This is a genomic window from Achromobacter sp. GD03932, from assembly GCF_029839485.1.
Lineage (GTDB): Bacteria > Pseudomonadota > Gammaproteobacteria > Burkholderiales > Burkholderiaceae_B > Achromobacter > Achromobacter bronchisepticus_A.
Genome location: NZ_JAOCAT010000020.1, coordinates 46,605 through 71,594, shown reverse-complemented (window position 1 = coordinate 71,594; position 24,990 = coordinate 46,605). Strand labels below are relative to the sequence as shown.

The following is a 24,990-nucleotide window of genomic DNA, read 5'->3' as shown; positions in this document are numbered from 1 at the left end:
GACATGAACGTCAAACTCCGCGCCGCCCTCGTGGCCGCAAGCCTTGCCGCCGCCGCGCATGCGGGCGGCGCCCATGCCGCCTATCCCGAACAGGCGATCAAGATCGTCGTGCCCTTCACGCCGGGCGGCGCGACCGACGCCGTGGCGCGGCTGCTGGCCAACAAGCTGTCCGGCAAGTTCGGCCAGCCGGTCATCGTGGAAAACCGCCCGGGCGCATCCACCGTGATCGGCGCGGAAGCGGCGGCGCGCGCGCAGCCTGACGGCTACACCCTGATGCTGTCGGGCAGCACCACCTATACCGTGCTGCCGGCGCTCAAGCCCGGCCTGCCCTACGATCCGCAAAAGAGCTACGAACACATCGCCATCGTCGCCATGGCGCCCGTGGTGCTGCTGGCCAAGAACGGCCTGGCGGCCGGCACCGTGCAGGAAGCGGCGGCGCTGGCCCGGCAGCAAAGCGCCAAGGGCGGCCTGATGTACGGCACCTTCGGTCCCGGGTCCGCGCCGCACCTGGCCGGCGAGATGTACGCCGAGGCCGCGGGCGCCAAGATGTTGCCGGTGCCCTACAAGGGCAGCGCGCAGTTGGTCACGGCCATGATAGGCGGCGAGGTCGACCTGGGCGTGGACACCGTGTCCTCCGCCGCGCCGCAGGTCCGCGCCGGCAAGATCCGCGCGCTGGCCGTGACGGGCGAACGCCGCATGCCGCAACTGCCCGACGTGCCGACTTTCGCGGAGGCCGGCATGGCGGACGTTTCCTTCGTGGGCTGGTACGCGCTGGTGGCGCCGGCGCGCACGCCGGCCCCCGTGGTGGACACCCTGAGCCGCGCCGTGGCGGAAATCATGGAAGACCCGCAGGTGCGCAAATCGGTGGCCGACCTGGCGCTCGATCCCGTGTATCTGCCCGCCCCGGCCTTCAAGGCGCAGATCACGAAGGAACTGCGCACCTTTTCTGAAGTGGCGGCCCGCGCCGGCATCACCCTGGACTAGCCGCGGCGGGCTGACGCCTGGCCTCAGTCCGGTTGGGTGCGGGTGATCTTGGACCCTTCCAGGCCCATGCCCGCCATCAGCCCCTGTCCGCCGAATGGCACGGCATATACGTCCTGGCTAAGGGTGGTGGTGGTAATGCTGGCGGCATAGCTGTCGTCCACCACGACCAGGCTGGGGCCGGCGCCGAGCGACCAGCCGTCGCTCTGGTCCAGGTACCGCAGCGCCGGCTCATTCATGAAGAACAGCGCATAGCTGAACTCCTGCGCGCCGGCCTGAAGACCGAACGACACCGCCGATATGTTGTAGTAGGCCTGGACCTTGCCGCCGCGCATGAGCGCGCCGTCGCCGGTTTCCGCGCCGACCAGCAGCCCCCCCTTCAGGATGCGGGGGAACACCAGCACGCCCACCGCCTTGTCGCCCAGTAAACGCGTCTTGGGTTCCTGCTGGTAGAGGCGATCCAGCGCACCCTGCGCTTCCCGGCTGAGCTCTGCCGCGGACTCCGCCCTGGCCTGCGGCGCCAGGAAGAAACAGGCAACCCACAAAAAAAGGCTGGCCCAAAGCCAGCCGCGGATACTCATAGGCAAAACGGATGCGCGACGCATACAGCCCCCTGATCTCGAAAGGAAAAGGACGGCAAGCGCCGACGCGCTCGCCCCGACTTGCTGGATGAGTATTGGCAGGCGCCGATGCCTTGTCAAGATGCATGCGCACCCGGCCACCGAGGCCACGTCAAACCCTGGGCGGCGAAGTCTCCCGTTGCGGGTGGCGATGCCGGCCCAGGGCTTCAATGAAGAACGACACGCTCTTGGCGGGGGCCGTCGCGTCCATCGTCAGCAGTCCGCCATCCGCCGGATCGGCGGACAGGCCCGCCGCGGCAAGCAACTGCACGCCCTCGCCCATGCCCATCAAGGTCTTGCCATGGCGGTAGGCGTCGCGCAGGAACTCCAGCGCGCGTCCGTCCGATTCCAGGCGGGCCACGGCGGCCTCGCCGCCCGCCGCCACCACGCCATCGAACAGCGCCGAAGGATGGTTGTCCAGGGAGGCGTCGGCATCCAGCGTGCCGCCCCCGGCCGCCGGAACGGGTCCGATGCGCTGCCCGACCAGCCGCACAATGGCGCCCGCCGCGATCAGGCCCTGGGCCACGGCTGACACGCTCTTGCCATCCACGCCCTCCGCCACCAGGATTGCGACCTTGCGCGTGGCGATGCCGCCGTCGCCAGGGCGCGCGGCCAACGACAATGCCGGCGACACCTCGACCTCCGGCTTGGGCGGAAGCTCGATCGCCCGCGGCAAGGGCGCAGGCAAGCCCATGCCCAGTTGGTCGGCTACGCCCCGCGCCAGTTCTTCGGACACATTGCGCAGCGACGCGACCATGCGCTGGCGCACCGCCGGCACCGTGACCTTGCTCAACTCAAAGGCATAGGCGTCGACGATGTGGCGCTTTTCCCAGTCCGCCTGGCTTTCATAGAACAGCGTCGCCTGGTTGTAATGCTCGGCGAATTTTTCAGGATGCCCTCGCAGTTCGTCGCCCGTCTCCGGCTCCGGAAACGACACGAAGCCTTCCATGCCGGCCTGGAAGGGACAGCCGCCTGCAAGCGAGTTGGGCTCGTAGGCCACGCGGCCGCGGTGGATGGCCTGGCGATGCATGCCGTCGCGCTGGTTGTTGTGCACGGGCGCAAGCGGCGCATTGATCGGGATTTCATGGAAGTTGGGGCCGCCCAGCCGCGAAATCTGCGTGTCCACGTAGGAGTGGATGCGCCCTGCCAATAGCGGGTCATTGGTGAAGTCCAGGCCCGGCACGATGTGGGCGGCGCAAAAGGCGACCTGCTCGGTCTCGGCGTAGAAGTTGTCGGGGTTGCGGTCCAGCACCATCCGCCCCACCGGCACCACGGGCACCAGCTCCTCGGGCACGATCTTGGTCGCGTCCAGCACGTCGAAGCTGAAGCCTTCGGCCTGCTCATCGGTGAACACCTGCACGCCCAGCTCCCACTGCGGGCCATTGCCGGCGTCGATCGCCTCCCAAAGATCGCGGCGGTGGAAGTCGGGATCCGCGCCAGACACCTTGACGGCTTCGTTCCACACCTGCGAATGCGTGCCGAGAATGGGATTCCAATGGAACTTCACCAGCCGCGATTCGCCCGCGGCGTTGACGAAGCGGAACGTATGCACGCCAAAGCCCTGCATCATCCGGTAGCTGCGCGGGATGGCGCGGTCCGACATCAGCCACATCAGCATGTGAGTGGATTCCGGCATCAGCGACACGAAGTCCCAGAAGGTATCGTGCGCGGACGCGGCCTGGGGCATGCCATGATGCGGCTCGGGCTTGACGGCGTGCACCAGGTCCGGGAATTTCATCGCGTCCTGGATGAAGAAGACCGGCATGTTGTTCCCGACCAGATCCCAGTTGCCCTCGTCGGTATAGAACTTCACGGCGAAACCGCGGACGTCCCGCGCCGTGTCCTTGGAGCCGCGTTCACCCGCCACCGTCGAAAAGCGCACGAACACCGGCGTGCGCTTGCCGGCTTCGGCGAACAGGGACGCGGCGGTCAGGTCGGTCAGCGGCTTGTAGCATTCGAAGTAGCCGTGCGCCGCCGAACCGCGCGCATGCACGATGCGTTCGGGAATCCGCTCGTGGTCGAAATGCGTGATCTTCTCGCGCAGGATGAAGTCCTTGAGCAAAGCCGGCCCGCGCAGTCCCGCCTTGAGCGAGTGCTGGTTATCGCTGACGCGCACGCCCTGGTTGGTGGTCAGCATCTGCCCGCCAGCATCGGCGCGCACGCGCTCCAGCCGTCCGTCGGCCGCATTGACGCCGGCCGCGGCCGCGCCCCCGGTCTTGGCCGAGGTCTCGGTTTCGGACAGCGAACTGGCCGTCGCGGAAGGATCCGCTGCCGCGACGTGCGCGCCGGCATAGGGGCAGCGCGCCCCTTCTTCGCCGTACTCCGCCGCCTTGCCGGCATTGTGGGGAATCGCGGCGGCCGTTTCGCCCACGGCCGCGGCGCGCTTGGCCGCCGGGTGGCTGGGCTTGCCCGCGGGTCCGGACGCCGGGCCGCTGTCCGTGTTCAGATAGGCAGTGTCCACGGCCGCGCCCGCGCCGCCCTTGCCTGCTGCTTTCTTGGCTGGCATCGCAATCTCCTAGTGGCTCAGCATCTTGCCGCGCGCCTGCTCGGCCCGCGAGGCGCCGATGGCGGTCTCGACCTGCTTGACCTCTTCGGGAGGCGGCAACACGGCGGGGAATCCGAGCGATTCGATCCACAGCTCGCGCGACCAGCCCTGCGTGTGATAGAGATGATGGTCCTCGTCCGTTGCCACGGCGTCGTGAGCCTGCTTCAACACCTTGGCCTCGTCGCCGCTGTGCTGTTCGGCAATCACGCCGATCAGGGACCAGTTCGCGTGATCCTTGGTTTCGGCCAGCACCACGCATTCGGTGGCGACCAATTGGGCGGCGTCCGGATCGCCGGCGCTGATCGCCATCTTCATGGCCTTGACCAGCGCCTCGCCGATGTGGCGCACGACCTGGCGGCCTGGCGGCTGCGCCTGCGGGTCCAGGCCCAGCTGCTCGAACACCGTCAACAGCACCCGGCGATGGGTGCGGGTTTCTTCCAGATAGCCGAGCCATTCCTCTTTCAGATCCTCGTTCACCGCGCAGGACACGGCGGTTTCGTACACGGCCAGGCCACCAATTTCGGTTTCCAGGGCCTGGTACAGCAGTTCCTCGATTTGCGAGGCATTTCCGGCTTTGCGTTTCATTGGGCGCTCCTCTTCTGGATGGGCATCCGCGCATGCCTGCGGCGGATATGCGGATGGAGCGCCTACCCAGCAATCGCCATGCCCGGTCCGCGCGATGGCAATTGCCCTGCGGCAGCTCGGAGCGGATGCCGCCTCCGCGGCAAAAAATACAAGACTGTGGGCAAGGACAACCTCGTCCCCATTTAGACTAGAATTGGAACCATTCTCAATAAAATCAGACCGCCAGGCTCGCGGCGGCGCCAACAAGAAAGAGGCTCGTCCTGAAATCCGGTTTCCGCCTATCCATGGCCTGGCTCCATACCTGGGTCGGCCTGTGGTTTTCCTGGCTGCTGTTCGCCGTCTTCCTGACGGGATCGCTGGCCGTCTTCTCCGAGCCCATTACGCACTGGATGACGCCCGAGCACCGCGAGGCGGAAGCCCTGGCCGCGCAAAAGGAAAGCGTGCCGGTGGACCGCGCCCGCCGGCTGGAACTGGCGGTGGACTACATGGCGCGCAACCATGCCGGCGCCGGCATGTGGGAAATCTGGCCGGTGGACCGCTTTCACGAAAACGGCCTGACGGCCTATTGGTTCGACCAGAACGGCCTATATGCGGATGCCGAGCTCGACCCCGAGACAGGCGCCGAACTGGATGACCACCACGATGCCGAAGGCCGCGCGACGATGGGCGGCACGCATTTCGTGGACTTCCACTACACGCTGCACGACGCCGGCCTGGGGCTGTGGATCGTCGCCTTCGCCAGCATGGCCATGCTGGTCGCGCTGATTTCCGGCGTGGTCACGCACAAGCGCATCTTCAAGGACTTCTTCACCTTCCGCGCCAAGAAGGGCCAACGGTCCTGGCTGGACGCGCACAACGCGGTGGCGGTGCTGACCCTGCCCTTCCAGTTCATGATTGCCTACACAGGAATCGTGATTTCCAGCGCCCAGCTCATGCCGGCCCCGGTCACGGCGACCTATGGCGCCGGCCCGCAGGCCAGCCGCCTGTACCTGGCCGAGCTGACGGGCGAAGAACGGCCCGCCCGCAGCGGCGTGGCGCTGGCCATGCCGGCGCTCGAGCCCATCGTGGCCCGCGGCGAACGACTGATCGGGCAGACCGCGCGCGCCATCGTCATCAACAATCCCGAAGACAGCTCCATGCGCATCGGCGTCTATGGCTGGAACGAAGACGCCGACACCTTCCGCAATCTGAGCGCCACCACGGGCATGGCGGAGTTCTCCGCCAGCGGCGAGCTGCTGCGCCTGCGGCCCGCAGGCGGCGTGCACGGCGGCGCGCCGGCGCTGACGTTCCAGGTGATGAGCGACCTGCACATGTCCAAGTTCGGCGGGCTGGGCATCAGCTGGCTGTACTTCGTCTGCGGCCTGGCGGGCGCGGCCATGATGGGCACGGGCGCCTTGCTGTTCATGGTCAAGCGCCGCGCCAAGCATGGCGGCGAGTTCGGCAGCGCCACGGCGCGCATGTACCGGCTGATAGAAGGATTGAACGTGGCCGCGCTGGCCGGATTGGCGATCGCCTGCATCAGCTACCTCTGGGCCAACCGCCTGCTGCCCGTGGCGCTGGAGAACCGCGCGCTTTGGGAACTGCGCTGCTTCTTCCTGGCGTGGGGGCTGACCCTGGCGCATGCCTGGCTGTGCAGCCCGCGCCGCGCCTGGATCTCGCAATTGGTGCTGCTGTCGGCGCTGTGCCTGCTGCTGCCGGCGCTGTCGTTCATCACATTGGGCGACCATCCGGCAGCGCAGATCGCGCGCGGCGATTGGGAGAGCGCCGGCGTCGAACTGACGTCCGTCGCATTCGGCGTACTATCGGGCTGGGCGGCCCTGCTGTTGTGGCGACGGCCCGCATCCGCGCCCGTCCGGCGCAATCCCCGCAGTGACGCAGAGGCGGCCGCATGAACACCAACGACCTGTACGCAATTTCCATGGCGCTGCTGCTGACCTATTCGGGCATGGCCTGCCTGAGCCTGGCCATGCCGCGCCACTATGATCAGGTCTGGGGACGCGATCCCTCCGCCGGCCATACCCGCGCGCTGCGCGGCGCCGGCGTGCTGCTGCTGGCGTTGGCCCTGCTGCCCTGCGTGGGCCTGTGGGGCAATACCGTGGGCGTGGTGGCATGGCTGGGCTGGCTGTCGGCGGGCGCGCTGCTCTGGGTCGGCATGGTGTCATGGGCGCCGCGTCCGGCAGCCCGTACCGCGGCGCTGGCGGTGGCAATATCCCTGGCCGGGGTCGGCATCGGCTTCTGAAGCGCAGGTTTGACGCGCATCAAGCAAGCCTGATATCCCGGCGGTGCGGGGCAATTCCTGCACCATATGTGGTGGTAGAGTTTCCACACCCTACTACATATGGTGTCAGTCATGCATATCCAGCACATCCTCAAGCGCGACGGCCGGGTCGCGGCGTTCGACCGCGACAAGATCGCCCAAGCCATGGCGGCCGCCGGCAGCAGCACGGGAGAACTGGATCTGGCGGGCGCGCAAGTCCTGACCGACACCGTCATCGCCGCACTGGAAGGCAACCCCTGCCCTGGCGTCGAGACCATCCAGAACCGCGTCGAGGAAGCCCTGGTCCAGGCAGGCCATTGGCGCACCGCGCGGGCCTACATCGTGCACCGCGAACAGCACGCCCGGCTGCGCGCGCTGCGCCACACGCTGGTGGACGTGGAAAGCGCGATGGAGGAATACCTGGACCAGCGCGACTGGCGCGTCAACGCCAACGCCAACCAGGGCTACAGCCTGGGCGGCCTGATCCTGAACGTGGCGGGCAAAGTCACCGCCAATTACTGGCTTTCCAACGTGTTCGCGCCCGAGGCGGGCCGCGCCCACCGCGAAGGCGACATCCACATCCACGACCTGGACATGCTGAGCGGCTATTGCGCCGGCTGGTCGCTGCGCCAGCTGCTGACCGAAGGCTTCAACGGCATCCCCGGCAAGGTCGAAGCCACGCCGCCGCGCCACATGTCCGCGGCCATCGGCCAGATCGTCAACTTCCTGGGCACGCTGCAGAATGAGTGGGCCGGCGCGCAGGCGTTCAGCTCCTTCGATACCTACATGGCGCCCTTCATCCGCCGCGACGCCATGACGTACGCCGACGTGAAGCAGTCCATGCAGGAACTCATCTACAACCTGAACGTGCCCAGCCGCTGGGGCACGCAGACGCCCTTCACCAACCTCACGTTCGACTGGACCTGCCCGCCGGACCTGAAGGACCAGATCCCGTACATCGGCGGCGAGGAAATGCCTTTTTCCTACGGCGACCTGCAGACCGAGATGGACATGATCAACCGCGCCTACATCGAAGTCATGATGGCTGGCGACGCCAAGGGCCGCGTGTTCACCTTCCCCATCCCCACCTACAACATCACCCCCGACTTCGACTGGGACCACCCCAACACCGAGCGCCTGTTTGAAATGACGGCGCGCTACGGCCTGCCCTATTTCCAGAACTTCCTGAATTCGGACCTGGAGCCGCACATGGTGCGCTCCATGTGCTGCCGCCTGCAGCTGGACCTGCGCGAACTGCTCAAGCGCGGCAACGGCCTGTTCGGCTCGGCCGAGCAGACGGGGTCGGTCGGCGTGGTGACGGTCAACTGCGCGCGCCTGGGCTACACCTGCCGCGGCGACGAAGCGCGGCTGATGCAGCAACTGGACCACCTGCTGGAACTGGGCCGCGACGTGCTGGAAACCAAGCGCAAGGTGGTGCAGCGCTACATCGATCAGGGCCTCTACCCCTATACCCGCCGCTATCTGGGCACCCTGCGCAATCACTTCAGCACGCTGGGCGTGAACGGCATCAACGAGATGGTCCGCAACTTCACGGCCGACGCCGAGGACATCACCACCGCCGCGGGCCACGCCCTGGCCGTGCGCCTCCTGGACCGCGTGCGCGACCGCATGACCGAGTTCCAGGAACAGACCGGCCACCTGTACAACCTCGAAGCCACGCCCGCCGAAGGCACCACCTACCGCTTCGCGCGCGAAGACAGGAAGCGCTACCCCGCCATCCTGCAAGCGGGCAGCGAGACGCAGCCCTACTACACCAACTCCAGCCAGCTGCCGGTGGGCCACACCGACGATCCTTTCCATGCGCTGGAGCTGCAGGAAACGCTGCAGGGCAAGTACACCGGCGGCACCGTGCTGCATCTGTACATGAACGAAGCCGTTTCTTCTTCCGCCGCATGCAAGCAGCTGGTGCGCCGCGCACTGTCGAATTTCCGGCTGCCCTACATCACGGTCACGCCGACCTTCTCCATCTGCCCCAACCATGGCTATCTGGCGGGGCACCACGAGTTCTGCCCGAAATGCGATGCCGAACTGCTGGCCAAGCAAGCGGCATGCTGCACCCCGGCCTAGGGCTGTAAAGGCCAGCCCCCAGGCCGGACCGCCGGGCAGCCCGCCCGGCATCCACTCCATAAGGAACCGCCATGCAAACCTTGATCGCTCCCGAAGTCGCCACCGCTCCCGCCGTGCAATTGGACGACAGCCAGCGCGTGCGCTGCGAGATCTGGACCCGCGTCATGGGCTACCACCGCCCCGTCACTTCCTTCAACACCGGCAAACAGGGCGAATTCAATGAACGCCGCTTCTTCGTCGAACGCCGCGCCTGAGGGCGCCACGCGAGCCGCCGCGTCGACCCCGGGCTGCGGCCCGGGCACGCGGCGGCTGACGGCGCGCCCGGCCTACCCGGCTGCGCCGCAACCGGTGGCCCAGCCCTTGCCGCGGCATTCACACGCCGTCGGCGGGCTGGTGCCGTTTTCCACCGTGGACTGGCCCGGACAACTGGCGGCGGTCGTATTCATCACGGGCTGCCCCTGGCGCTGCCACTACTGCCACAACGTCGAACTCCAGACCCGCGCCGCCCGCTACGACTGGCGCGAGATCCGCGCCTTCCTGGAAACGCGCAAAGGCCTGCTGGACGCCATCGTGTTCTCCGGCGGCGAGCCCTTGAGCGAACCGCGCCTGCCGCAGATGATCCGCGACGTCCGGCGCATGGGCTACCGCGTCGGCCTGCATACCGCCGGCATCTATCCCCTGCGCCTGGCCGACGTGCTGCGCCATCTGGATTGGGTCGGCCTGGACATCAAGGCCGACGCCCAGGGCTATGACGACGTCACTGGCCGCCGCGATTCGCAGCGCCCCGCGCTGGCCTGCCTGACGCAACTGCTGGCGGCCGGCATCGATTTCGAGTGCCGCATCACCTGGCATCCGGATTGGCTGGACGAGACGCGGCTGCTGACCCTGGCGCGCGAGCTGGCGCGCCGCGGCGTGCGCCGCTTCGCGGTGCAGGGCGTGCGCCGCTCGCCCGACGCGCCCCCGGTGCGCGCGCTAAGCGCCCCGGCCCTGGCGCTGCTGATGCAATGGTTCGAGGAGTTCGCCTATCGCTGAGCCAGGTGCTGCCGCACTTGATTCTGCGCAAGGCGACCCAACTCCCCTTGCTCTAGCCTCTGTCCACTTGAAAAGAGGAAAGACTCATCATGACGTGGTTCAAATCACTCACCCTCGCCGGACGCGAATTGCTGCCCATCGTCCAGGGCGGCATGGGCGTCGGCGTATCCGCCCATCGCCTGGCCGGCGCGGTCGCCAGCCAGAACGCCATGGGCACCATCGCCAGTGTGGATTTGCGCCACCACCACCCCGATCTGCTGGAGAAAACCGAGCGTTGCCATGACCGCGACATCATCGACAGCGCCAACCAGGAGGCGCTCGACCGCGAGGTGCGCGCCGCGCTGGACACCGCTCAGGGCCGCGGCCTGGTGGCGGTGAACGTCATGAAGGCGGTGCGCGACCACCCCGCCCTGGTGCGCCAGGCCTGCGAAAGCGGCGCCCACGCCATCGTGATGGGCGCCGGCCTGCCGCTGGACCTGCCCGAGATGACGGCCGACTACCCCAAGGTAGCGCTGGTGCCCATCCTGTCCGAGGCGCGCGGCGTGGCCGTGGTGCTGAAGAAATGGATGAAAAAGGGCCGCATGGCCGACGCCGTGGTGATCGAACACCCTGGGTACGCCGGCGGCCATCTGGGCGCGGCCCGGCTGGATGACGTGCACAGCGAGCGCTTCGACTTCCAGCATGTGCTGGCCGATTGCCACAAGCTGTTCCAGGAACTGGCGCTGGGTTCCGACGCCCCCCGCTTGATCGTGGCGGGCGGCGTGGGCAGCCATGAGCAAGTGCGCCATTGGCTGGCCAACGGCGCGGACGGCGTGCAGGTCGGCACGGCGTTTGCCGTCACCAGCGAAGGCGACGCGCACGAGAACTTCAAGCGCGTGCTGATCGACGCCGATCCGGACAAGCTGGCCGAATTCACCAGCGTCGCGGGCCTGCCCGCCCGCGCCGTGGAAACGCCCTGGCTGACGCGCTACCTGCGCCAGGAAAAGACGCTGCAGGCCAACACCCGCTGCGATGCGCGCCGCTGCAGCCAGCGCATGGACTGCCTGACGCAATGCGGATTGCGCGACGGCCTGGCGCGCTTCGGGCAATTCTGCATCGACCTGAAGCTGGCGGCCGCGATGCGCGGCGAAGTCAGCCGCGGCCTGTTCTTCCGCGGCGCGTCCAAGCTGCCCTTCGGCAACGCCGTACGTTCAGTGCGTGAATTGATGGACTATCTGCTGCACGGCGAGATGCCCGCCGCGGCCTGAGTCGCGCAAGACTGTCTTGGGCGGGATTTCCAAAAATAATTGAACGACGTACAATATTATTCGTCGTTCAATTATTTCGCACCATGGATTCCTCTGCCCTCCCTTCATCCGAATCCGCCGCGCCCGAAGCCGGGCGTCGCGAACGCAAGCGCCTGCAGACCCTGGACCACCTGGCGCAAACCGCCTGGCGCCTGTTCGAGACCCTGGGCTATGACGCGGTCACCATGGAACAGATCGCCGCGCAGGCGGACGTATCCAAGGGCACGCTGTACAACCATTTCCCCGTCAAGGAAGCCCTGCTCGCGCACCGCTTCCATGGCGAGCTGGCGGCCAGCGTCCGTGGCCTCCAGCCCGCGCTGCGCGCCCTGCCCACCCTCGCGCAGCGCCTGACGCGGCTACTGCATGCGTCGGCCCATTGGTCCGAATCGCATCGCGCCTATCTGGGGCCGTACCTGCGCTACCGGCTGTCCACGCTGCAGCCCGGCGCGCACGACGACGGCCGCTACCCGCGCAGCGGCATGCAGGCGCTGTACACCGCGCTGATCGAAGAAGCGCAGGCCGCCGGCCAGGCGCGTACCGATCTTGCCGCCGGGCAACTGGCCCATCAGCTGCAATTCCTGTATCTGGGCGCGATGCTGCGCTGGTTGGATCAACCTCGCAGCAGCCTGAAGGCAGAATTCGATGCCGCCATCAGTCTCTTCGTGCGCGGCGTACACCCCGAGGCCGGAGCATGACTGCCGCCGCGCTGGACTGGGCTACCGCCGCCCTGGCCGGCCCGCACGCCGTCGGCGGCAAGGGCTGGCAGCTGGGCCGCATGGCGCAACTGGGTGTGCCGGTGCCCGACGGCTTCGTGCTGCCGGCCGCGCTGAGCCTCGACCACGAACCAGGCCAGGCGCTGCCGCCCGCCGTCACCCAGGCGCTGCGCGATGAACTGGCCGCGCGCGGCTGGCTCGAGCGGCCGCTGGCCTTGCGCTCGTCTGCACCACAGGAAGATTCCGCGGGCGCCTCATTCGCAGGGATCCATCTTTCCTGCCTGAACGTGCGCGGTGCGGATGCGGCGAGCGACGCGGTCCGGCAGGTTTGGGATTCACAATGGACGCCGCAGGCGCGCGCCTACCGGCAGAAGCTGGGGCTGGACCCTGCCGGCATGGCCGTGGTCGTCATGCCGCTGATCGACGCGGTCGCCTCGGGCATCGCCTTCACCATCGACCCCGTGTCGGGGCGGCACGACGAGATGGTCATCCACGCCAACTGGGGCTTGGGCGAGTCGCTGGTCGACGGCGCGGCGCAAGGCGACGAATACCGCCTGCGCGAAGACTATCTGCGCCAGGCGTGGCCGCTGGCGGACCGGCGCATCGGCGCCAAACGCCACGCCAGCCAGGCCGCGGAAGGCTCCGGCACCTTGCTTGCTTCCACGCCCGCCGCGCTCGCGGCCCAGGCCGTGCTGAGCGACGCGCAGGCCGTAGCCCTGGGCGACATCGTGCGCGACGCGGCGCGCGCGCTGGACTATGCCGGCGGCGGCTACGACATCGAATGGGTCTGGGACGGGCGGCGCTTCTGGATCGTGCAGGCCCGCCCCGTCACCGTGGCGGCGCGCCACACCTATCCGGCGCTGCGCGCACAGCCCGCCTATTGGTCGCGCGGCAACACCCGCGAAGTGCTGCCGCTGGCCATGTCGGCGCTGGAATGGGATACGGGGCGCGTCATGGCGCAACGCATGCTGATCACGGGCTTTGAATTGAGCGGCTATACCCCCCTGCCGGGCTTGCGGCTGGCGGCGCTATTCCAGGGCCGGGTCTATCTGGACGCCTCGCTTATCCAGTGGGTGGGTTATGACGCGCTGGGCGTGCAGCCTAAAGCCATGAACGCCCTCTTGGGCGGCCCCCAGCCCGAGATCGAGGTAGCGCCTCTGACGCTGGGCCAACGCTTGCGGCACGGCGCGCGCATCCTGCGCTACCTGCGCCGCGCAGCGCCCTTGCGCAAGCAGGCGGAACTGGACCTGCCGCGCCTGTTCGCCCGCGCCCAGGCCTGGCTGGACGAGCCCGCGCCCGCATCCAACGCCGCGTTGGGCGCCCGCTTGTGGGACCAGTTCCTCACCGTGCTGGCGGCGGACCAACTGTTCTTCCTGCAAGGATCGGGCGGCGGCGCGCTGCACAAGCTGCTGGAACTGGTGGAAAAGGCCTGCCCGGACGAAGGCCATGCGCTCACGGCCGCGTTGATGGCTGGCGGCGAACCCAGCGTGACCGCCGCGCAAAGCTACGCCCTCATGGCGCTGGCCAAGCTGGCCGCTGGCGACGCACGGGTGATGGACTGGCTGCGCGATCCCCGGCGCGACAGCGCCGGCTGGCAGAACGCCTTGCCGGATGGGGCTCCCTTCAAGCCGGCCTTCGCGGATTTCCTGCGCCAGTATGGCCACCGCGCCGTTTATGAAACCTATCTGCGCAACCCGCGCTGGCGCGAAGATCCCGCCTATCTGCTGGACAGCGTGCTGCAGCTGACCGACGCCGACCCTGCCGCGCTGCGCGCCCGGCAGGACAGCGCGGCAAGCCAGGCCCGGCAGCGCCTGCGCGCGGCATTGCCTTTCTGGCAGCGGCCGCTGATCGCCCGGCTGCTGGCCGCGGCACGCATCGAGGGCAGGCAACGCGAGGCCGCGCGCAGCGTCCTGGTAGCCTATCTTGCGGCCGCTCGCAGGAACGCGCTGGCGCTGGGCCGGCGCTACGTCCGTCCCGACGGCCTGGCCGCCGCGGACGACATCTTCCATCTGACCGCCGCCGAACTCGTCGCCTTGGCCGAAGCCAGGCTCGCGCCCGCCGCGGCAGGCCGCCGCGCCGCCCTGCGCCGGACGCAGCTGGAATCCTGGGCGGCTACGCCGGATCAGGACGTCATCGCCGAATACGCCAAGGGCGCTTCCACAACGCTATCGCCCCTCGCGCCTGACAATACCGGCGCCACCGGTACCTGGCGCGGCACGCCCGCGGCCGGAGGCCGCGCGCAGGCAAGCGCGTTCGTGGCCCGCACGCCATCCGAGGGCCTGGCCATGCCCGCAGGCGGCGTCCTGGTGGCGGCGTCCACCGACCCGGCCTGGACGCCGCTGTTCCTGCGGGCGGGCGCCCTGGTCATGGAGGCAGGCGGCTACCTGTCGCATGGCGCCATCGTGGCGCGCGAGTTCGGCATACCGGCAATCGTCAATGTGCAGGGCATCATGCGGCACGTGGCCACCGGCGACATGCTGGACGTGGACGCGTCGCGCGGCACGGTGCGGCGGCTGGCATCCGCTACCCCCCTGGGCGCATCCGGCCCGTAGAAGCCCGCTAGCGCGCCGCGGCCAGGTCGAACTGGAACACCGCGCCCGATCCGGCGCGGTCCACCAGCCTGATCTCGCTGTGATGCAGCTGCAGGATGCGCTGCACGATCACCAGCCCCAGGCCGCCGCCGTCGCCAGGGCCGCGATTCAAGGCGCTGGCCCGCGTGAAAAGCCCCGCGCGCAGCGCCTGCGGTATGCCCTCGCCTGTATCGCTGACTTGCACCTGCACCAGGTCATGCGCGCTGCCCAGCCGCAGTTCGATGAGGCCGCCGGGCGGGCTGTGGCGGATGGCGTTGTCCAGCAGGTTGGTCAGCACGCGTTCGATCAGCCCCAGGTCCGCGCGCACCGGCGGCAACTCGCGCGGGATATCGGTGGTCAGGCGCTGCTGCCGCGCCTCGGCCGCCAGCTCGAACTTCTGGATCACGTCCTGCACCAGTTCCGGCAGCGAAAAGGTCTCGGGCTCCAGCCGCACCAGCCCGGACTCCAGCCGCGCCAATTCGAAGAGTTCCTGCGCCAGGCGGCCGACCTTGCGGCTCTGGGCCAGCGCAATGTCCAGGTAGCGGCGACGCTCGTCCGCGTCCAGCGTCTGGTCCTTCAGCCTCAGGGTTTCCAGATAGCCGTGCAGCGAGGTCAGCGGCGTGCGCAGATCGTGCGAGATATTGGCGACCAGGTCGCGCCGCTGCTGGTCTTGCCGCGTCAGTTCGCGCCACTGGTCGGATATGCGCTTGCCCATCTGCACGAAGCTGCGCCGCAACACCGCGATCTCGTCGCCATTGCGCGCCGCTGCATCGCCCGGACGCTCCAGCGCGGCCAGGGCCTGCCCGTCGTCGCCGTCGAAGGCGCGCACCGCGCGCGTCAGGCCGCGCAGCGGCCGCGTGATCAAGGCAAACGCCGCCAGGCCCGCCACCAGGCCCAGCAGCGCGACCAGCGCGATCGACCACAAGGTCGTGCGCAGCACCGAGCTGCGCGACACGGCCATCGCCAACGCGTCGTGCGCCTGGCCCTGCAAGACCACGTAGACGTAGCCCTTTTCCTGCCCGCCCACGCGCACCGGCGCGGCGCTGAAGACTTTCTGCGCGTCCAGGCTGCGCGGGTCGTCGCCGGTGATGGGCAGCATGTCGCCGGCCAACAGGCGCTTGACCGGTCCCAGGTCGACATGGTCGCGCTTGATCTGGCCGGCGGGCGCGGCATCGCCCACGATGCGGCCGTCATTGGACAGCAGGTAAACCTCGACCGCCGGATTCACCGCCATCAGCATGTCGAACAGCGAGCGCACCGCGGCGGGTTTCCAGCCGTTGGTGTCCATCAATTCGTTGGCGCCGGCGATGTGCTGCGCCAGTCCGCTGGACAGGCGTTGGACCACCTCCTGCTCATAGCGGGAATTGGCCGCGATCTGCAGCCAGGCCGAGGCGCCGCAGCTGGCAAGCAACAACAGCGCGAACACGGCGGACAGCCGTTGGGTAAGCGTGAACCGCTTCATGATGCGCCTCCCGCGCCGGCCGGCCCCGCGGCGAATTTATAGCCCTTGCCCCACACCGTCAGAATGCGCTGCGGATCCGACGGGTCCGCCTCGATCTTCACCCGCAGCCGGTTGATGTGGGTGTTGACCGTGTGTTCATAGCCTTCGTGCTGGTAGCCCCATACCTGGTTCAGCAGATCCATGCGCGAAAAAACCTTGTCCGGGTGCCGCGCGAAGAAATGCAGCAGGTCGAACTCGCGCGGCGTCAGGTCCAGCCGGCGGCCGTCGACCTCGGCCGTGCGCGCCACCGGGTCGATGGCCACGCCGTGCAGGGCCAGGCTGCCGGCGTCGATGCGCGCGTTGCGCTCCAGGGCTTCGCTGCGGCGCAGGAGCGCCCGCACCCGCGCCACCAGTTCCAGCATCGAGAACGGCTTGGCCAGGTAGTCGTCCGCGCCCAGCTCCAGGCCCAGGATGCGGTGCACCTCGCTGGAGCGCGCGCTGGTGATGATGATGGGCGTGTAGCGCGCCATGGCGCGGGCACGCTTGCAGATTTCCAGGCCGTCGATGCCGGGCAGCATCAGGTCCAGCACCAGGGCGTCCCAGCCGCCTTCCTCCAGCCTGCGCATGCCTTCGTTGCCGTCGGCGGCATGTTCGACCGCGTAGCCTTCGTCCCGCAGATGCAGGCGCAGCAGTTCGGCGATGTGGGCGTCGTCTTCGACGATGAGTACGCGTCGGGGCGTGTCCATGGGCGGGAAACTCAAAAAGGGTTATGCGCCTATTGTCGCCAATCCGCGCCGCCGAGTTATCACAATTAATTTAAGTTTGCGTGAGGACTTCGGTATCGGCCACGGGGAAGAATGGCTCCAACGACAACCAGCCCCCCGGAGCCCGCCATGCTGGCCACCCCCGCAAGCCACGACGCGCCGCCCGTCCCGCCCGCCAATGCCCCCGTCCATCCCGGCTGGCTGCGCGCCATGCACTGGCTCAACGCCCTGGCCGTGGTGGTCATGGCAATGAGCGGCTGGCGCATCTACAACGCCTCGCCCTTGTTCGACTTCGTCTTCCCCCGGGAGATCACGCTGGGCGGCTGGCTCGGCGGCGCCCTGCAATGGCACTTCGCCGGCATGTGGCTGCTGTTCTTCAACGGCATCCTGTACCTGGCCATGAATCTGGCCACCGGCCGCCTCTGGCGCAAGTTCTTCCCCTTGAGCATCCGCGGCATTGCCGCAGACCTGGGCGCGGCGCTGCGCGGCAAGCTCGCCCACGCCGATCCGCGCCGCTACAACCAGGTGCAGCGGCTGGCTTACCTGTTCGTGATGGCCGACATCGCCGTGCTGGTGCTGTCCGGGCTGGTGCTGTGGAAGTCGGTGCAGTTCGAACTGCTGCGCGAACTGCTGGGCGGATACGAGACCGCGCGCCGCGTGCATTTCATTGCCATGGCCTTGCTGACGGCTTTCGTGGCGATCCATCTGGTGATGGTGGCACTGGTGCCGCGCAGCCTGATCGCCATGATCCGCGGCAAATAAGGAGCCCTCCGTGAACAAGCACAAGCGCCCCTCCCTGCCCGGCCTGGACGGCCCGGCCATTCTCAAGGAAGCCGGAAGGATCCTGCAAAAACGGGTCGAACAGCCCTCGCGCCGCGCTTTCCTGCGCAACAGCCTGACCCTGGGCGGGCTGGCCATGCTGTCGGGCTGCTCGCTGTCGGACGATGACAGCGTGGAACAAGCGCTGACCGCGGTTTCTCGCTTCAATGACCGGGTGCAGGGCTGGATCTTCGACCCAAACAAGCTGGCGCCGACCTATCCCGAATCGATGATCACGCGGCCCTTCCCCTTCAATGCCTACTACGGCATTGACGAGGTCCGCCACGTGGACGAGGAATCGTTCCGCCTGGAAGTCAGCGGACTGGTCGCCGACAAGCGCCGCTGGCGGCTGGAGGAACTGCGCGCCATGGCGCAGATCGACCAGGTGACGCGGCACATCTGCGTCGAAGGCTGGAGCGCCATCGGCAAATGGGGCGGCGTGCCGTTCTCCGCCTTCCTCAAGCGCGTGGGCGCGGACCTGAGCGCCAAGTACGTGGGCTTCAAATGCGCCGACGACTACTACACCAGCATCGACATGCCCACCGCACTGCACCCCCAGACCATCCTGGCGCTGACCTATGACGGCCAGACGCTGCCACCAGAGTACGGCTTCCCCATGAAGCTGCGCATGCCTACCAAGCTTGGCTACAAGAACCCCAAGCACATACAGGCAATTTTCGTCACCAACACCTACCCGGGCGGTTACTGGGAGGACCAGGGCTACAACTGGTTCGGCGGCAGCTAGGTGGAATCTTTCACGCTTTCACTCTCCATAAAGGAACGCATCATGAAGAAAATCGCTACCACCGCCGCGCTGTCCCTGTGCCTGGCTTTCGGCGCCGCGGCAGTCCACGCCGCCGACAACATGAGCAAGGACGCCATGGGCGGCGGCTCGATGGCCAAGGACTCGATGTCCAAGGATGGCATGTCGAAGGATGGGATGTCGAAGAGCGGCATGTCCAAGGACGGCATGTCCAAAGATGGGATGTCGAAGGACTCCATGTCGAAAGACAGCATGTCGAAGGATGGCATGTCGAAAGACAGCATGTCGAAGGACGGCATGTCCAAAGGCGGAATGTCCAAGGACAGCATGTCCAAAGACGGCATGAAGCAGTAACTCCCAACCGACCAGCCCTGTTCCGGAGCATGTCATGAGACTAGACCGCAGGCATTTCCTGGGCCTGGGCAGCGCGGCGGCCATCGCCGCCGGCCTGGCCCCGGTCCTTGCGGCGCGCGGCGGCCCGGCCGCCGCCGCCCAGGCCTTCCCCTACACGCTGAGCGACGCGCAATGGCGCGAACGGCTCACGCGCGAACAATATGAGGTACTGCGCCGCGAAGGCACCGAGCGTCCCTACTCCAGCCCGCTGGACAAGGAGCATCGCAAGGGCGCCTACGCCTGCGCCGGCTGCGCCCATCCGCTGTTCTCGTCGTCCACCAAGTTCGACAGCGGCACCGGCTGGCCCAGCTTCTGGCAGCCGCTGGACGGCGCCGTCGGCGAGACCAAGGATCGCAGCTTCGGCATGACGCGCATCGCCGTGCATTGCGCCAACTGCGGCGGCCATCTGGGCCATGTCTTCGACGACGGCCCCCGCCCGACCGGACTACGCTATTGCATGAATGGCGTGGCCCTCGCATTCACCCCGCAGGCCTGAACTCGGGCCGCCCCATCCATCAGGAGAGACCATGTCCGCCACCCGCCTGCCCCGCAAACTCTGCGCCGCGCTGGCCGCCGCCTGCGGCCTCTTGGGCGCCGCCTCGGCCAGCGCCGCCGAAGCCGCCTTCGTCATTCCGCCCCCGGCCCTGGACCAGCCCGCGGTCGCCGCTCCGCAAAAGGCCGTCATCGCCGGCGGTTGCTTCTGGGGCGTGCAAGCCGTGTTCCAGCACGTCAAGGGGGTGAGCTCGGCCGTCTCCGGCTACGCCGGCGGCCAGGCGTCCACCGCCAATTACGACACCGTCAGCGGAGGACGCAGCGGTCACGCCGAAGCGGTCGAGATCACCTACGACCCCGCCCAGGTCAGCTACGGCCAGCTGCTGCAGATCTATTTCTCGGTGGCCCACGACCCCACCCAGCTCAACCGCCAGGGTCCGGACACCGGCACCCAGTACCGCTCCGCGGTCTTCCCCGCGAACGACGACCAGCGCAAGGTGGCCGAGGCCTACATCGCGCAACTGAACAAGACCGGCGTCTATCCCAAGGCGCTTGCCACGACGATAGAACCGCTGAAGGCCTTCTACCCCGCCGAGGACTATCACCAGGACTATCTCGTGCGCCATCCGTACAGCATGTACATCATGGTGAACGACGTGCCCAAGGTCGAGAACCTGGCGAAGACGTTTCCGCAGCGCTATCGGGACAAGCCCGTGCTGGTGAACTGAAAACGATAGATGGAGCCGGCCGCGCGGAATGAGGTCGGCCGCGCGCCAGGCTACGAAGCTCTCATCTCCTTCTTTTCCTGCGTCTCCGCTTTTCTCCACCGCAATGGGACTTGATGGCGAGAAACGTGCCCGTACCCAACGCCGGGAGTTTGAACGCACCGAAGACTACAGGACACGAAAATTCATCATTTCCTCAAAATACTGCTTCAGCAGCTTCATTTGCCGCTCGTGGGCCAGGCAAAGACAAGCAGCAGGTACCGTAGACGGAAACCGTAGACGCTTCCCATGCCTACACCTAATGGTTGCCTGAAAAATGGCAATGCTGAAAGAGGTTGAAAATGGGCAGAGTGAGCGCCAAACTCCCACAAGCCGTCAAATTTTGCCGTCGAACACCATGCAATTTGTTGAACTGTTCGATTTGTACGCTTTGGACTTGAACCGCTCGGCACAACCCCGTACCCACATGTTCCAACTACGACAGCTAAAGATCTTCGTCGCGGCGATGGAAACGCTGAGCTTCACGAAAGCCGCCAAACAGGTGCATCTGTCCCAACCCAGCGTTACGGAACAGATACGGGCGCTGGAAGAGAGCGTCGGCCAGGCGCTGTTCGTCCGCCAGAACAATCGCCTGCAACCCACCCCGGCCGCAGAGAGATTGGCCATTCGAGCGCGCGAATTGCTTGCGCGGGCCGATGACGCCTTCCGGGAAGTCCGCGAAAACGTCGGCGATTCGGGCGGCACGATCCGGGTCGCCGCGCCGCAGACTTTGTGCACCAGTGTGTTGGTTCCGCAACTGCTGCGCTTTGCCGGCATGCATCCCGGAACGCAGGTTGCGGTCCAGGAAAAAAACTCCATGGCAACCGCCCAGGCGGTGCTCGATGGGACGGCCGACCTTGGTCTGGTGCACGGATGGCCGGAAAACGACGCCGACCTTCGGGTGGAAGCCATTGCGCGGGACATGCCGGTGGTCGTGATGCCCCCAGGGCATCCGCTATGCCAGGCTGCTGACATCAAGGCCGACGCGCTTGCCGCGTTTCCGCTGGTTGTCACGATGGAAGGCTGCCGGTATCGGACATACCTGGAGGCCGTGCTGCAGGAAGCCCCGGCGCAGCCGCGTATCCGCGGTGTCGCCGAGAGCGTACCGGCCTTGATACAGATGGTGTCCGCAGGCCTCGGGGTATCGATCCTGCCGCGGATGGCCATGGATCCCGCATTAACAACGGCAGGCGTCCAGTGGCGGCCATTGTCCACTGCGGGAGCCGGTCTTCCCATCTGCCTGCTCATCTTGCACCGAACGCCTACGCGCCAAGTGGCCGCCTTTATCGAGATGATCCGCCTCGCGGTGGCCGGCTCAGACGAGCCGATGGCCGCCATCGACGTGCAGCACGGTACCGGTCGTGTAGCCATTGCCGATCAGGAAGCCGATGGCATCCGCGATATCGCTGCCAGCGCCGACTCGGCCCACGGGTAGCCGCTCGGCCATCGACGCCAAAAGCGGTCCGCTGTCGGCGCCGGCCACGTCATTCCAGATGGGCGTATCCACCCAGCCCGGCGATACGGCATTGATCCGCAACGGCGCAAGCTCGACCGCCATGGCGCGCACCACACCCTCCAACGCGGCATTGATCGCGGCCACGGCGATGCCCTTCGGCCGGGGACGGTAGGCGGCAATGCCGGAAGTCAGGGTGATGGAACCGTGCGCCGCCATGCGCTGGGCGCCATGTTTGGCCAGCAGGATCGGCGCGACGACCTTCGAGCGGATGGCCCGGTCGAGCGCGTCCAGCGAGAGGTCCGGTAGCAGCTCATAGGCGCCGCGTATGTCGGCAGCCGTGCAGACCAGATGATCCACCGGGCCTGATTCTTCAAACAGCCGTTGCACTTGCGCTTCACTCGTCACATCCGCCTGGTGCAGGCGCGGCGCGCCAAACGCTCGCAACTGCTCGCGCGCCGCCTCGAGCTTGCCGCGGGATCTGCCCACGATCAGCACCTCGCAGTGCATGCCCAGCAATCGCTCGCTGACGGCCAGCCCCATGCCGGAACTACCGCCGACCACCACAACCCGTTGCCCCGCAAGACCGTTGCCCATGCTCATTTCCTTGAAATACGTGTTTGGAGTAAGCGATGGTGGCGTTACGCGCTGCCGGGCGCCAGCAGGAATGTTTGATTGAGGCATCGGCTAGCCCGATGCTCGCGCGGGCGTACCGTTGGCCAACCTGTGCGGTGACATCGGCCGCAGCCGGACATACCGCAGTGCTCAACGGCGCCGTCGGCCGCGGCGCGACGCTGGGCGGTATCATGCTGGCCAAGGACCGGCGTTGCCGGCAAACGAGTCCAGGAGAAGTACAGCAGTGAACGATACCCACATTCCGGAAACGGAAGCCCCCGACGACCGCAAAGAACAGCTGCCCACGCTGTGGCGCGATGACGGCTGGACCGCCCGGATCATCAAGAACGAGGAAGACGACGGCTGGGCCGTGGAGATGACCATGGACGGAGAAGCCGAGCCCGCGCTGGTCGGCCCATGGACCATGGGCCGCGACAAGAAGAACCCCAAGCCGCTCGACTCCCCCGCCTTCATCACCCTGGTCAAGACCGCCCGGGAAGTCCTGCGCCGCCACGAGCAGCAATTGCACGCGACGCTGCACAAGAGCGTGAAGATCGACGCCGCCGCGGGCCGCCTGACCATCAAGCTGGATATCGTTCCCGACGAAGACGAGCCCTACGCCGTGTTGAGCGCCTACGACGAGTCCGGCGAACAATTGGCGCGGACCCAGGTCGCGCCGACGTACAAGCTGAGCGTGCAGCGCGCCTCGGAGTGGGCCAGCGGCGGTTTCGGCAAGCACGGCTGATACGCGGCGCTGACAAGCACCGGCTGCTGGCCGCTGCGGCGCCCGCGCGCAAAAGCAAAGCTGGCCACGTCAACGCGGCCAGCTTTGTCCCACTGAATCAAACCATCGCGGCCGGCTCAATGCCCGGTCGAATCCCCTTCCCGGCTGGCTTCGAACAGGAACCAGGTGCGCCGTTCGGTCTCGTCGATCCAGTTCTCGATCAGGCTGGAGCTGGCGATGTCGCGGTGTTCATCGGTGATGTTGTGCGCTTCGCGCAACGCCGCCGCCAGGACCTTGTTGTCCTCGCGCAGCTCGGCCAGCATGTCCAGCGGCTGCACGTAATCCGCATCGTTGTCCGAGATACGCTGCGAGCGCGCGATGTGTCCGATGGACCGCAGCGTCGTGCCGCCGATCTTGCGAATGCGCTCGGCGATGGGATCCGTCATGGCGAACAGCTGGTCGCCCTGCTCGTCCAGCAGCAGGTGGTAATCCCGGAAATGGGGGCCGCTGACATGCCAATGAAAGTTCTTGGTCTTGAGATACAGCGCGAACACGTCGGCGAGTATCTGGTTCAGCGCGGCGGAAATATCCCTGGTGGCCGCCGACGCCAGGTCGGTCGGCGTCGCCAGCGGGCGCTTGCGGCGCTCTTTCAGGGCTTTGGTGGTCTTCTCATCCAGTTTCTTGGCCATGGGTCGCAACTCCTAGGAATGATGGTGAAAACGCACGCGCGGCGCGAGGCTTGCTTGCGCCGCGACTTCGCTAGCGTAAATCCGCCCGCGCTTTTTTGCCAATGTCCTGGATCAAGGCGCTCCCCCTTTCTGAAATCCGGTCCGGCTAGGAGTATGCTACGGCGCGTCAATTCAGCCGGATCCCTTCATCGCCATGCGCGGCAATCCCGACACCAGGCAAGGCGCCATCGCCCTGCACGGGTTTTACTTCCTGTACTACGGCCTGCAGGGAGTCAGCATTCCCTTCCTGCCCCTATGGTTCGCCAGCCGCGGCCTGGATCCCGCCGTCATCGGCCTGATCGTCGCCACGTCCTTCCTGCCCAAGATCCTGTCCACGCCCGTGGTCGCCCACGTCGCCGACCAGACCGGCCGCGCGCACGCCCTGATCGCCGCGGCGCTGGCGGCGTCGCTGGCGCTGTTCGTCTGCTATCCGTTCAGCAGCACGCCCGGCTGGCTGCTGGCCATCACCCTGCTGCTCAATGCCGTCTTCCCGGCGGTATTGCCGCTGATGGACCGCATGGCCATCGCCAGCGGCCGGGGCCAAGGCAGTTCCTACACGGTCATGCGCGCCTGCGGCTCGCTGGGCTTTGCCGTGGTCACCGTGATCGGCGGCTACCTGATCAAGACCTTTGACGCCAACTGGGTGATGTGGCTGTCCATCCTCCTCATCATCGCCTGCCTGGCTTGCGTGCGGCTGCTGCCCCGGGCGGCACGCCCCACTCCCGACGAGGCGCCCGCGCCAGCGGCGCGCCTGCCCATGCTCGAGGTCCTGCGCGACCGCCCGCTGCTCATGTGCATCGCGGCGGCCTCGCTGGTCCAGGCCAGCAACGGCTTTCTCTATTCCTATTCCACGCTGTACTGGACCGCCAGCGGCCTGTCGACTTCGCTGATATCCATGCTGTGGGTGGTGGGCGTGGCCAGCGAGGTCCTGTTCTTCTTCCTGGCGCCCCGCATCCTGGCCCGCACGGGCGCCCAGTGGCTGATCCTGGCATCCGCCGTCATGACCGCGATCCGCTGGACCGGGCTCTCCGCCACTACCGATCCCACGCTGATCGCGGCGCTGCAGCTGCTGCAGTGCTTCACATTGGCCGGCAACAACGCCGCCATCATGTGGTACATCACCCGGCACGTGCCCGCCGCGATCAAGACCTCGGCGATCGCGCTTTACGCCTTGCTGTCGGGCGGAGTCTTCATGTTCGCCAGCATCCAGCTGGGCGGCGCGCTGTATCGCAGCTATGCGCCGGGGGGGTTCCTGGTGATGGCGTTGTGCGCTGTCGGCGCGGTGCCGCTGGTGATTTATGCGGAGAAACTGCGGAGGAAGGCCGCCTGACCAGAAGCCGGAAAAAAAAGGCCTCGC

General features: G+C 67.2%; 24 protein-coding genes. 17 read left to right on the top strand and 7 right to left on the bottom strand.

The features are described 5' to 3' along the window. Positions 1-3 precede the first annotated feature (3 nt). Positions 4-984, top strand: coding sequence for a tripartite tricarboxylate transporter substrate binding protein (locus N5C88_RS19150; protein ID WP_118932015.1), 981 nt, complete (start codon positions 4-6; stop codon positions 982-984). Between the two features lie 23 nt (positions 985-1,007). Here the strand turns inward: N5C88_RS19150 and N5C88_RS19145 are convergent, their stop codons facing one another. The 3 genes from N5C88_RS19145 to N5C88_RS19135 form a co-directional block, all read right to left on the bottom strand. Further along, on the bottom strand, positions 1,008-1,526 hold the full coding sequence (locus N5C88_RS19145) for a lipid-binding SYLF domain-containing protein (RefSeq protein ID WP_280016004.1): 519 nt from the start codon (positions 1,524-1,526) through the stop codon (positions 1,008-1,010). A 187-nt stretch (positions 1,527-1,713) separates the two neighbouring features. Continuing rightward, entirely contained in the window at positions 1,714-4,107 is a 2,394-nt protein-coding gene (locus N5C88_RS19140; protein ID WP_280016003.1) for a catalase, read from the bottom strand. Between the two features lie 9 nt (positions 4,108-4,116). Further along, positions 4,117-4,731 (bottom strand): ferritin-like domain-containing protein, encoded by a 615-nt coding sequence (locus N5C88_RS19135; protein ID WP_280016002.1) that lies wholly within the window; start codon positions 4,729-4,731, stop codon positions 4,117-4,119. Positions 4,732-5,015: 284 nt separating this feature from the next. On the opposite strand from N5C88_RS19135, the gene N5C88_RS19130 reads away from it, so the two are divergent. The 8 genes from N5C88_RS19130 to N5C88_RS19095 all read left to right on the top strand — a co-directional run bounded on the left by N5C88_RS19130 (position 5,016) and on the right by N5C88_RS19095 (position 14,659). After that, entirely contained in the window at positions 5,016-6,623 is a 1,608-nt protein-coding gene (locus N5C88_RS19130; RefSeq protein ID WP_280016001.1) for a PepSY-associated TM helix domain-containing protein, read from the top strand. Then, entirely contained in the window at positions 6,620-6,970 is a 351-nt protein-coding gene (locus tag N5C88_RS19125) for a DUF3325 domain-containing protein (protein ID WP_280016000.1), read from the top strand. The genes N5C88_RS19130 and N5C88_RS19125 overlap by 4 nt, the downstream gene beginning before the upstream one ends. A gap of 111 nt (positions 6,971-7,081) precedes the next feature. Further along, entirely contained in the window at positions 7,082-9,076 is a 1,995-nt protein-coding gene (locus N5C88_RS19120; protein ID WP_059379788.1) for a ribonucleoside triphosphate reductase, read from the top strand. 71 nt (positions 9,077-9,147) lie between these two features. Next, positions 9,148-9,330, top strand: coding sequence for an anaerobic ribonucleoside-triphosphate reductase (nrdD, locus tag N5C88_RS19115; protein ID WP_280015999.1), 183 nt, complete (start codon positions 9,148-9,150; stop codon positions 9,328-9,330). Then, a complete protein-coding gene (locus N5C88_RS19110) occupies positions 9,296-10,108 on the top strand; it encodes an anaerobic ribonucleoside-triphosphate reductase activating protein (protein ID WP_280015998.1) in 813 nt (270 codons plus the stop codon). Before nrdD ends, N5C88_RS19110 begins: the two co-directional genes overlap by 35 nt. An 89-nt stretch (positions 10,109-10,197) precedes the next feature. Continuing rightward, on the top strand, positions 10,198-11,355 hold the full coding sequence (locus tag N5C88_RS19105) for a nitronate monooxygenase family protein (protein WP_059379633.1): 1,158 nt from the start codon (positions 10,198-10,200) through the stop codon (positions 11,353-11,355). 83 nt (positions 11,356-11,438) lie between these two features. Further along, positions 11,439-12,089 carry a TetR/AcrR family transcriptional regulator gene (locus N5C88_RS19100; RefSeq protein WP_118935133.1) on the top strand — a complete coding sequence of 217 codons (651 nt, stop codon included), beginning with the start codon at positions 11,439-11,441 and terminating at the stop codon, positions 12,087-12,089. Continuing rightward, positions 12,086-14,659 carry a PEP/pyruvate-binding domain-containing protein gene (locus N5C88_RS19095; RefSeq protein ID WP_280015997.1) on the top strand — a complete coding sequence of 858 codons (2,574 nt, stop codon included), beginning with the start codon at positions 12,086-12,088 and terminating at the stop codon, positions 14,657-14,659. The genes N5C88_RS19100 and N5C88_RS19095 overlap by 4 nt, the downstream gene beginning before the upstream one ends. A gap of 7 nt (positions 14,660-14,666) precedes the next feature. Here N5C88_RS19095 and N5C88_RS19090 read toward each other — a convergent pair whose 3' ends face one another. Next, positions 14,667-16,139 (bottom strand): HAMP domain-containing sensor histidine kinase, encoded by a 1,473-nt coding sequence (locus N5C88_RS19090; RefSeq protein ID WP_059379630.1) that lies wholly within the window; start codon positions 16,137-16,139, stop codon positions 14,667-14,669. Continuing rightward, positions 16,136-16,864, bottom strand: a complete 729-nt coding sequence (locus N5C88_RS19085; protein WP_059379629.1) for a response regulator transcription factor — start codon at positions 16,862-16,864, stop codon at positions 16,136-16,138. The genes N5C88_RS19090 and N5C88_RS19085 overlap by 4 nt, the downstream gene beginning before the upstream one ends. Before the next feature lie 147 nt (positions 16,865-17,011). Between N5C88_RS19085 and N5C88_RS19080 the strand changes: the two genes are divergently transcribed. From N5C88_RS19080 to N5C88_RS19055, 6 genes are all read left to right on the top strand, one after another. Further along, a complete protein-coding gene (locus tag N5C88_RS19080) occupies positions 17,012-17,644 on the top strand; it encodes a cytochrome b/b6 domain-containing protein (RefSeq protein WP_118935139.1) in 633 nt (210 codons plus the stop codon). 10 nt (positions 17,645-17,654) lie between these two features. Continuing rightward, positions 17,655-18,446, top strand: a complete 792-nt coding sequence (locus N5C88_RS19075) for a molybdopterin-binding protein (protein WP_251880407.1) — start codon at positions 17,655-17,657, stop codon at positions 18,444-18,446. A 42-nt stretch (positions 18,447-18,488) separates the two neighbouring features. Next, on the top strand, positions 18,489-18,818 hold the full coding sequence (locus N5C88_RS19070; protein ID WP_280015996.1) for a pentapeptide MXKDX repeat protein: 330 nt from the start codon (positions 18,489-18,491) through the stop codon (positions 18,816-18,818). Between the two features lie 34 nt (positions 18,819-18,852). After that, positions 18,853-19,353, top strand: coding sequence for a peptide-methionine (R)-S-oxide reductase MsrB (msrB, locus tag N5C88_RS19065; protein ID WP_059379625.1), 501 nt, complete (start codon positions 18,853-18,855; stop codon positions 19,351-19,353). 31 nt (positions 19,354-19,384) lie between these two features. After that, positions 19,385-20,077 carry a peptide-methionine (S)-S-oxide reductase MsrA gene (gene msrA / locus N5C88_RS19060; protein WP_280015994.1) on the top strand — a complete coding sequence of 231 codons (693 nt, stop codon included), beginning with the start codon at positions 19,385-19,387 and terminating at the stop codon, positions 20,075-20,077. A 313-nt stretch (positions 20,078-20,390) separates the two neighbouring features. Further along, the gene (locus N5C88_RS19055) at positions 20,391-21,548 is read left to right on the top strand and encodes a LysR family transcriptional regulator (protein ID WP_280015992.1); all 1,158 of its coding nucleotides are present in this window, start codon (positions 20,391-20,393) and stop codon (positions 21,546-21,548) included. On the opposite strand, the gene N5C88_RS19050 is transcribed toward N5C88_RS19055, so the two are convergent. Continuing rightward, on the bottom strand, positions 21,429-22,163 hold the full coding sequence (locus N5C88_RS19050; RefSeq protein WP_251880414.1) for an SDR family oxidoreductase: 735 nt from the start codon (positions 22,161-22,163) through the stop codon (positions 21,429-21,431). The genes N5C88_RS19055 and N5C88_RS19050 overlap by 120 nt on opposite strands. 262 nt (positions 22,164-22,425) lie before the next feature. On the opposite strand from N5C88_RS19050, the gene N5C88_RS19045 reads away from it, so the two are divergent. After that, complete coding sequence (locus N5C88_RS19045) at positions 22,426-22,926, top strand: hypothetical protein (protein WP_059379620.1); 501 nt, start codon at positions 22,426-22,428, stop codon at positions 22,924-22,926. Between the two features lie 116 nt (positions 22,927-23,042). Here N5C88_RS19045 and N5C88_RS19040 read toward each other — a convergent pair whose 3' ends face one another. Continuing rightward, positions 23,043-23,594, bottom strand: a complete 552-nt coding sequence (locus N5C88_RS19040; RefSeq protein WP_013393536.1) for a DNA starvation/stationary phase protection protein — start codon at positions 23,592-23,594, stop codon at positions 23,043-23,045. A 193-nt stretch (positions 23,595-23,787) separates the two neighbouring features. On the opposite strand from N5C88_RS19040, the gene N5C88_RS19035 reads away from it, so the two are divergent. Then, on the top strand, positions 23,788-24,963 hold the full coding sequence (locus N5C88_RS19035; protein ID WP_059379617.1) for an MFS transporter: 1,176 nt from the start codon (positions 23,788-23,790) through the stop codon (positions 24,961-24,963). Positions 24,964-24,990 lie beyond the last annotated feature (27 nt).

Excerpts from the sequence above, each read along its gene's own strand:
- N5C88_RS19035 (WP_059379617.1), top strand. The coding sequence starts at position 23,788 with ATGCGCGGCAATCCCGACACCAGGCAAGGCGCCATCGCCCTGCACGGG.
- N5C88_RS19135 (WP_280016002.1), bottom strand. The coding sequence starts at position 4,731 with ATGAAACGCAAAGCCGGAAATGCCTCGCAAATCGAGGAACTGCTGTAC.
- N5C88_RS19110 (WP_280015998.1), top strand. The coding sequence starts at position 9,296 with ATGAACGCCGCTTCTTCGTCGAACGCCGCGCCTGAGGGCGCCACGCGA.
- N5C88_RS19040 (WP_013393536.1), bottom strand. The coding sequence starts at position 23,594 with ATGGCCAAGAAACTGGATGAGAAGACCACCAAAGCCCTGAAAGAGCGC.
- N5C88_RS19125 (WP_280016000.1), top strand. The coding sequence starts at position 6,620 with ATGAACACCAACGACCTGTACGCAATTTCCATGGCGCTGCTGCTGACC.
- msrA (WP_280015994.1), top strand. The coding sequence starts at position 19,385 with ATGTCCGCCACCCGCCTGCCCCGCAAACTCTGCGCCGCGCTGGCCGCC.
- N5C88_RS19140 (WP_280016003.1), bottom strand. The coding sequence starts at position 4,107 with ATGCCAGCCAAGAAAGCAGCAGGCAAGGGCGGCGCGGGCGCGGCCGTG.
- N5C88_RS19050 (WP_251880414.1), bottom strand. The coding sequence starts at position 22,163 with ATGGGCAACGGTCTTGCGGGGCAACGGGTTGTGGTGGTCGGCGGTAGT.
- N5C88_RS19095 (WP_280015997.1), top strand. The coding sequence starts at position 12,086 with ATGACTGCCGCCGCGCTGGACTGGGCTACCGCCGCCCTGGCCGGCCCG.
- N5C88_RS19150 (WP_118932015.1), top strand. The coding sequence starts at position 4 with ATGAACGTCAAACTCCGCGCCGCCCTCGTGGCCGCAAGCCTTGCCGCC.
- N5C88_RS19090 (WP_059379630.1), bottom strand. The coding sequence starts at position 16,139 with ATGAAGCGGTTCACGCTTACCCAACGGCTGTCCGCCGTGTTCGCGCTG.
- N5C88_RS19100 (WP_118935133.1), top strand. The coding sequence starts at position 11,439 with ATGGATTCCTCTGCCCTCCCTTCATCCGAATCCGCCGCGCCCGAAGCC.
- N5C88_RS19105 (WP_059379633.1), top strand. The coding sequence starts at position 10,198 with ATGACGTGGTTCAAATCACTCACCCTCGCCGGACGCGAATTGCTGCCC.
- N5C88_RS19085 (WP_059379629.1), bottom strand. The coding sequence starts at position 16,864 with ATGGACACGCCCCGACGCGTACTCATCGTCGAAGACGACGCCCACATC.
- nrdD (WP_280015999.1), top strand. The coding sequence starts at position 9,148 with ATGCAAACCTTGATCGCTCCCGAAGTCGCCACCGCTCCCGCCGTGCAA.
- N5C88_RS19130 (WP_280016001.1), top strand. The coding sequence starts at position 5,016 with ATGGCCTGGCTCCATACCTGGGTCGGCCTGTGGTTTTCCTGGCTGCTG.
- N5C88_RS19055 (WP_280015992.1), top strand. The coding sequence starts at position 20,391 with ATGGCAATGCTGAAAGAGGTTGAAAATGGGCAGAGTGAGCGCCAAACT.
- N5C88_RS19080 (WP_118935139.1), top strand. The coding sequence starts at position 17,012 with ATGCTGGCCACCCCCGCAAGCCACGACGCGCCGCCCGTCCCGCCCGCC.
- N5C88_RS19070 (WP_280015996.1), top strand. The coding sequence starts at position 18,489 with ATGAAGAAAATCGCTACCACCGCCGCGCTGTCCCTGTGCCTGGCTTTC.
- N5C88_RS19120 (WP_059379788.1), top strand. The coding sequence starts at position 7,082 with ATGCATATCCAGCACATCCTCAAGCGCGACGGCCGGGTCGCGGCGTTC.
- msrB (WP_059379625.1), top strand. The coding sequence starts at position 18,853 with ATGAGACTAGACCGCAGGCATTTCCTGGGCCTGGGCAGCGCGGCGGCC.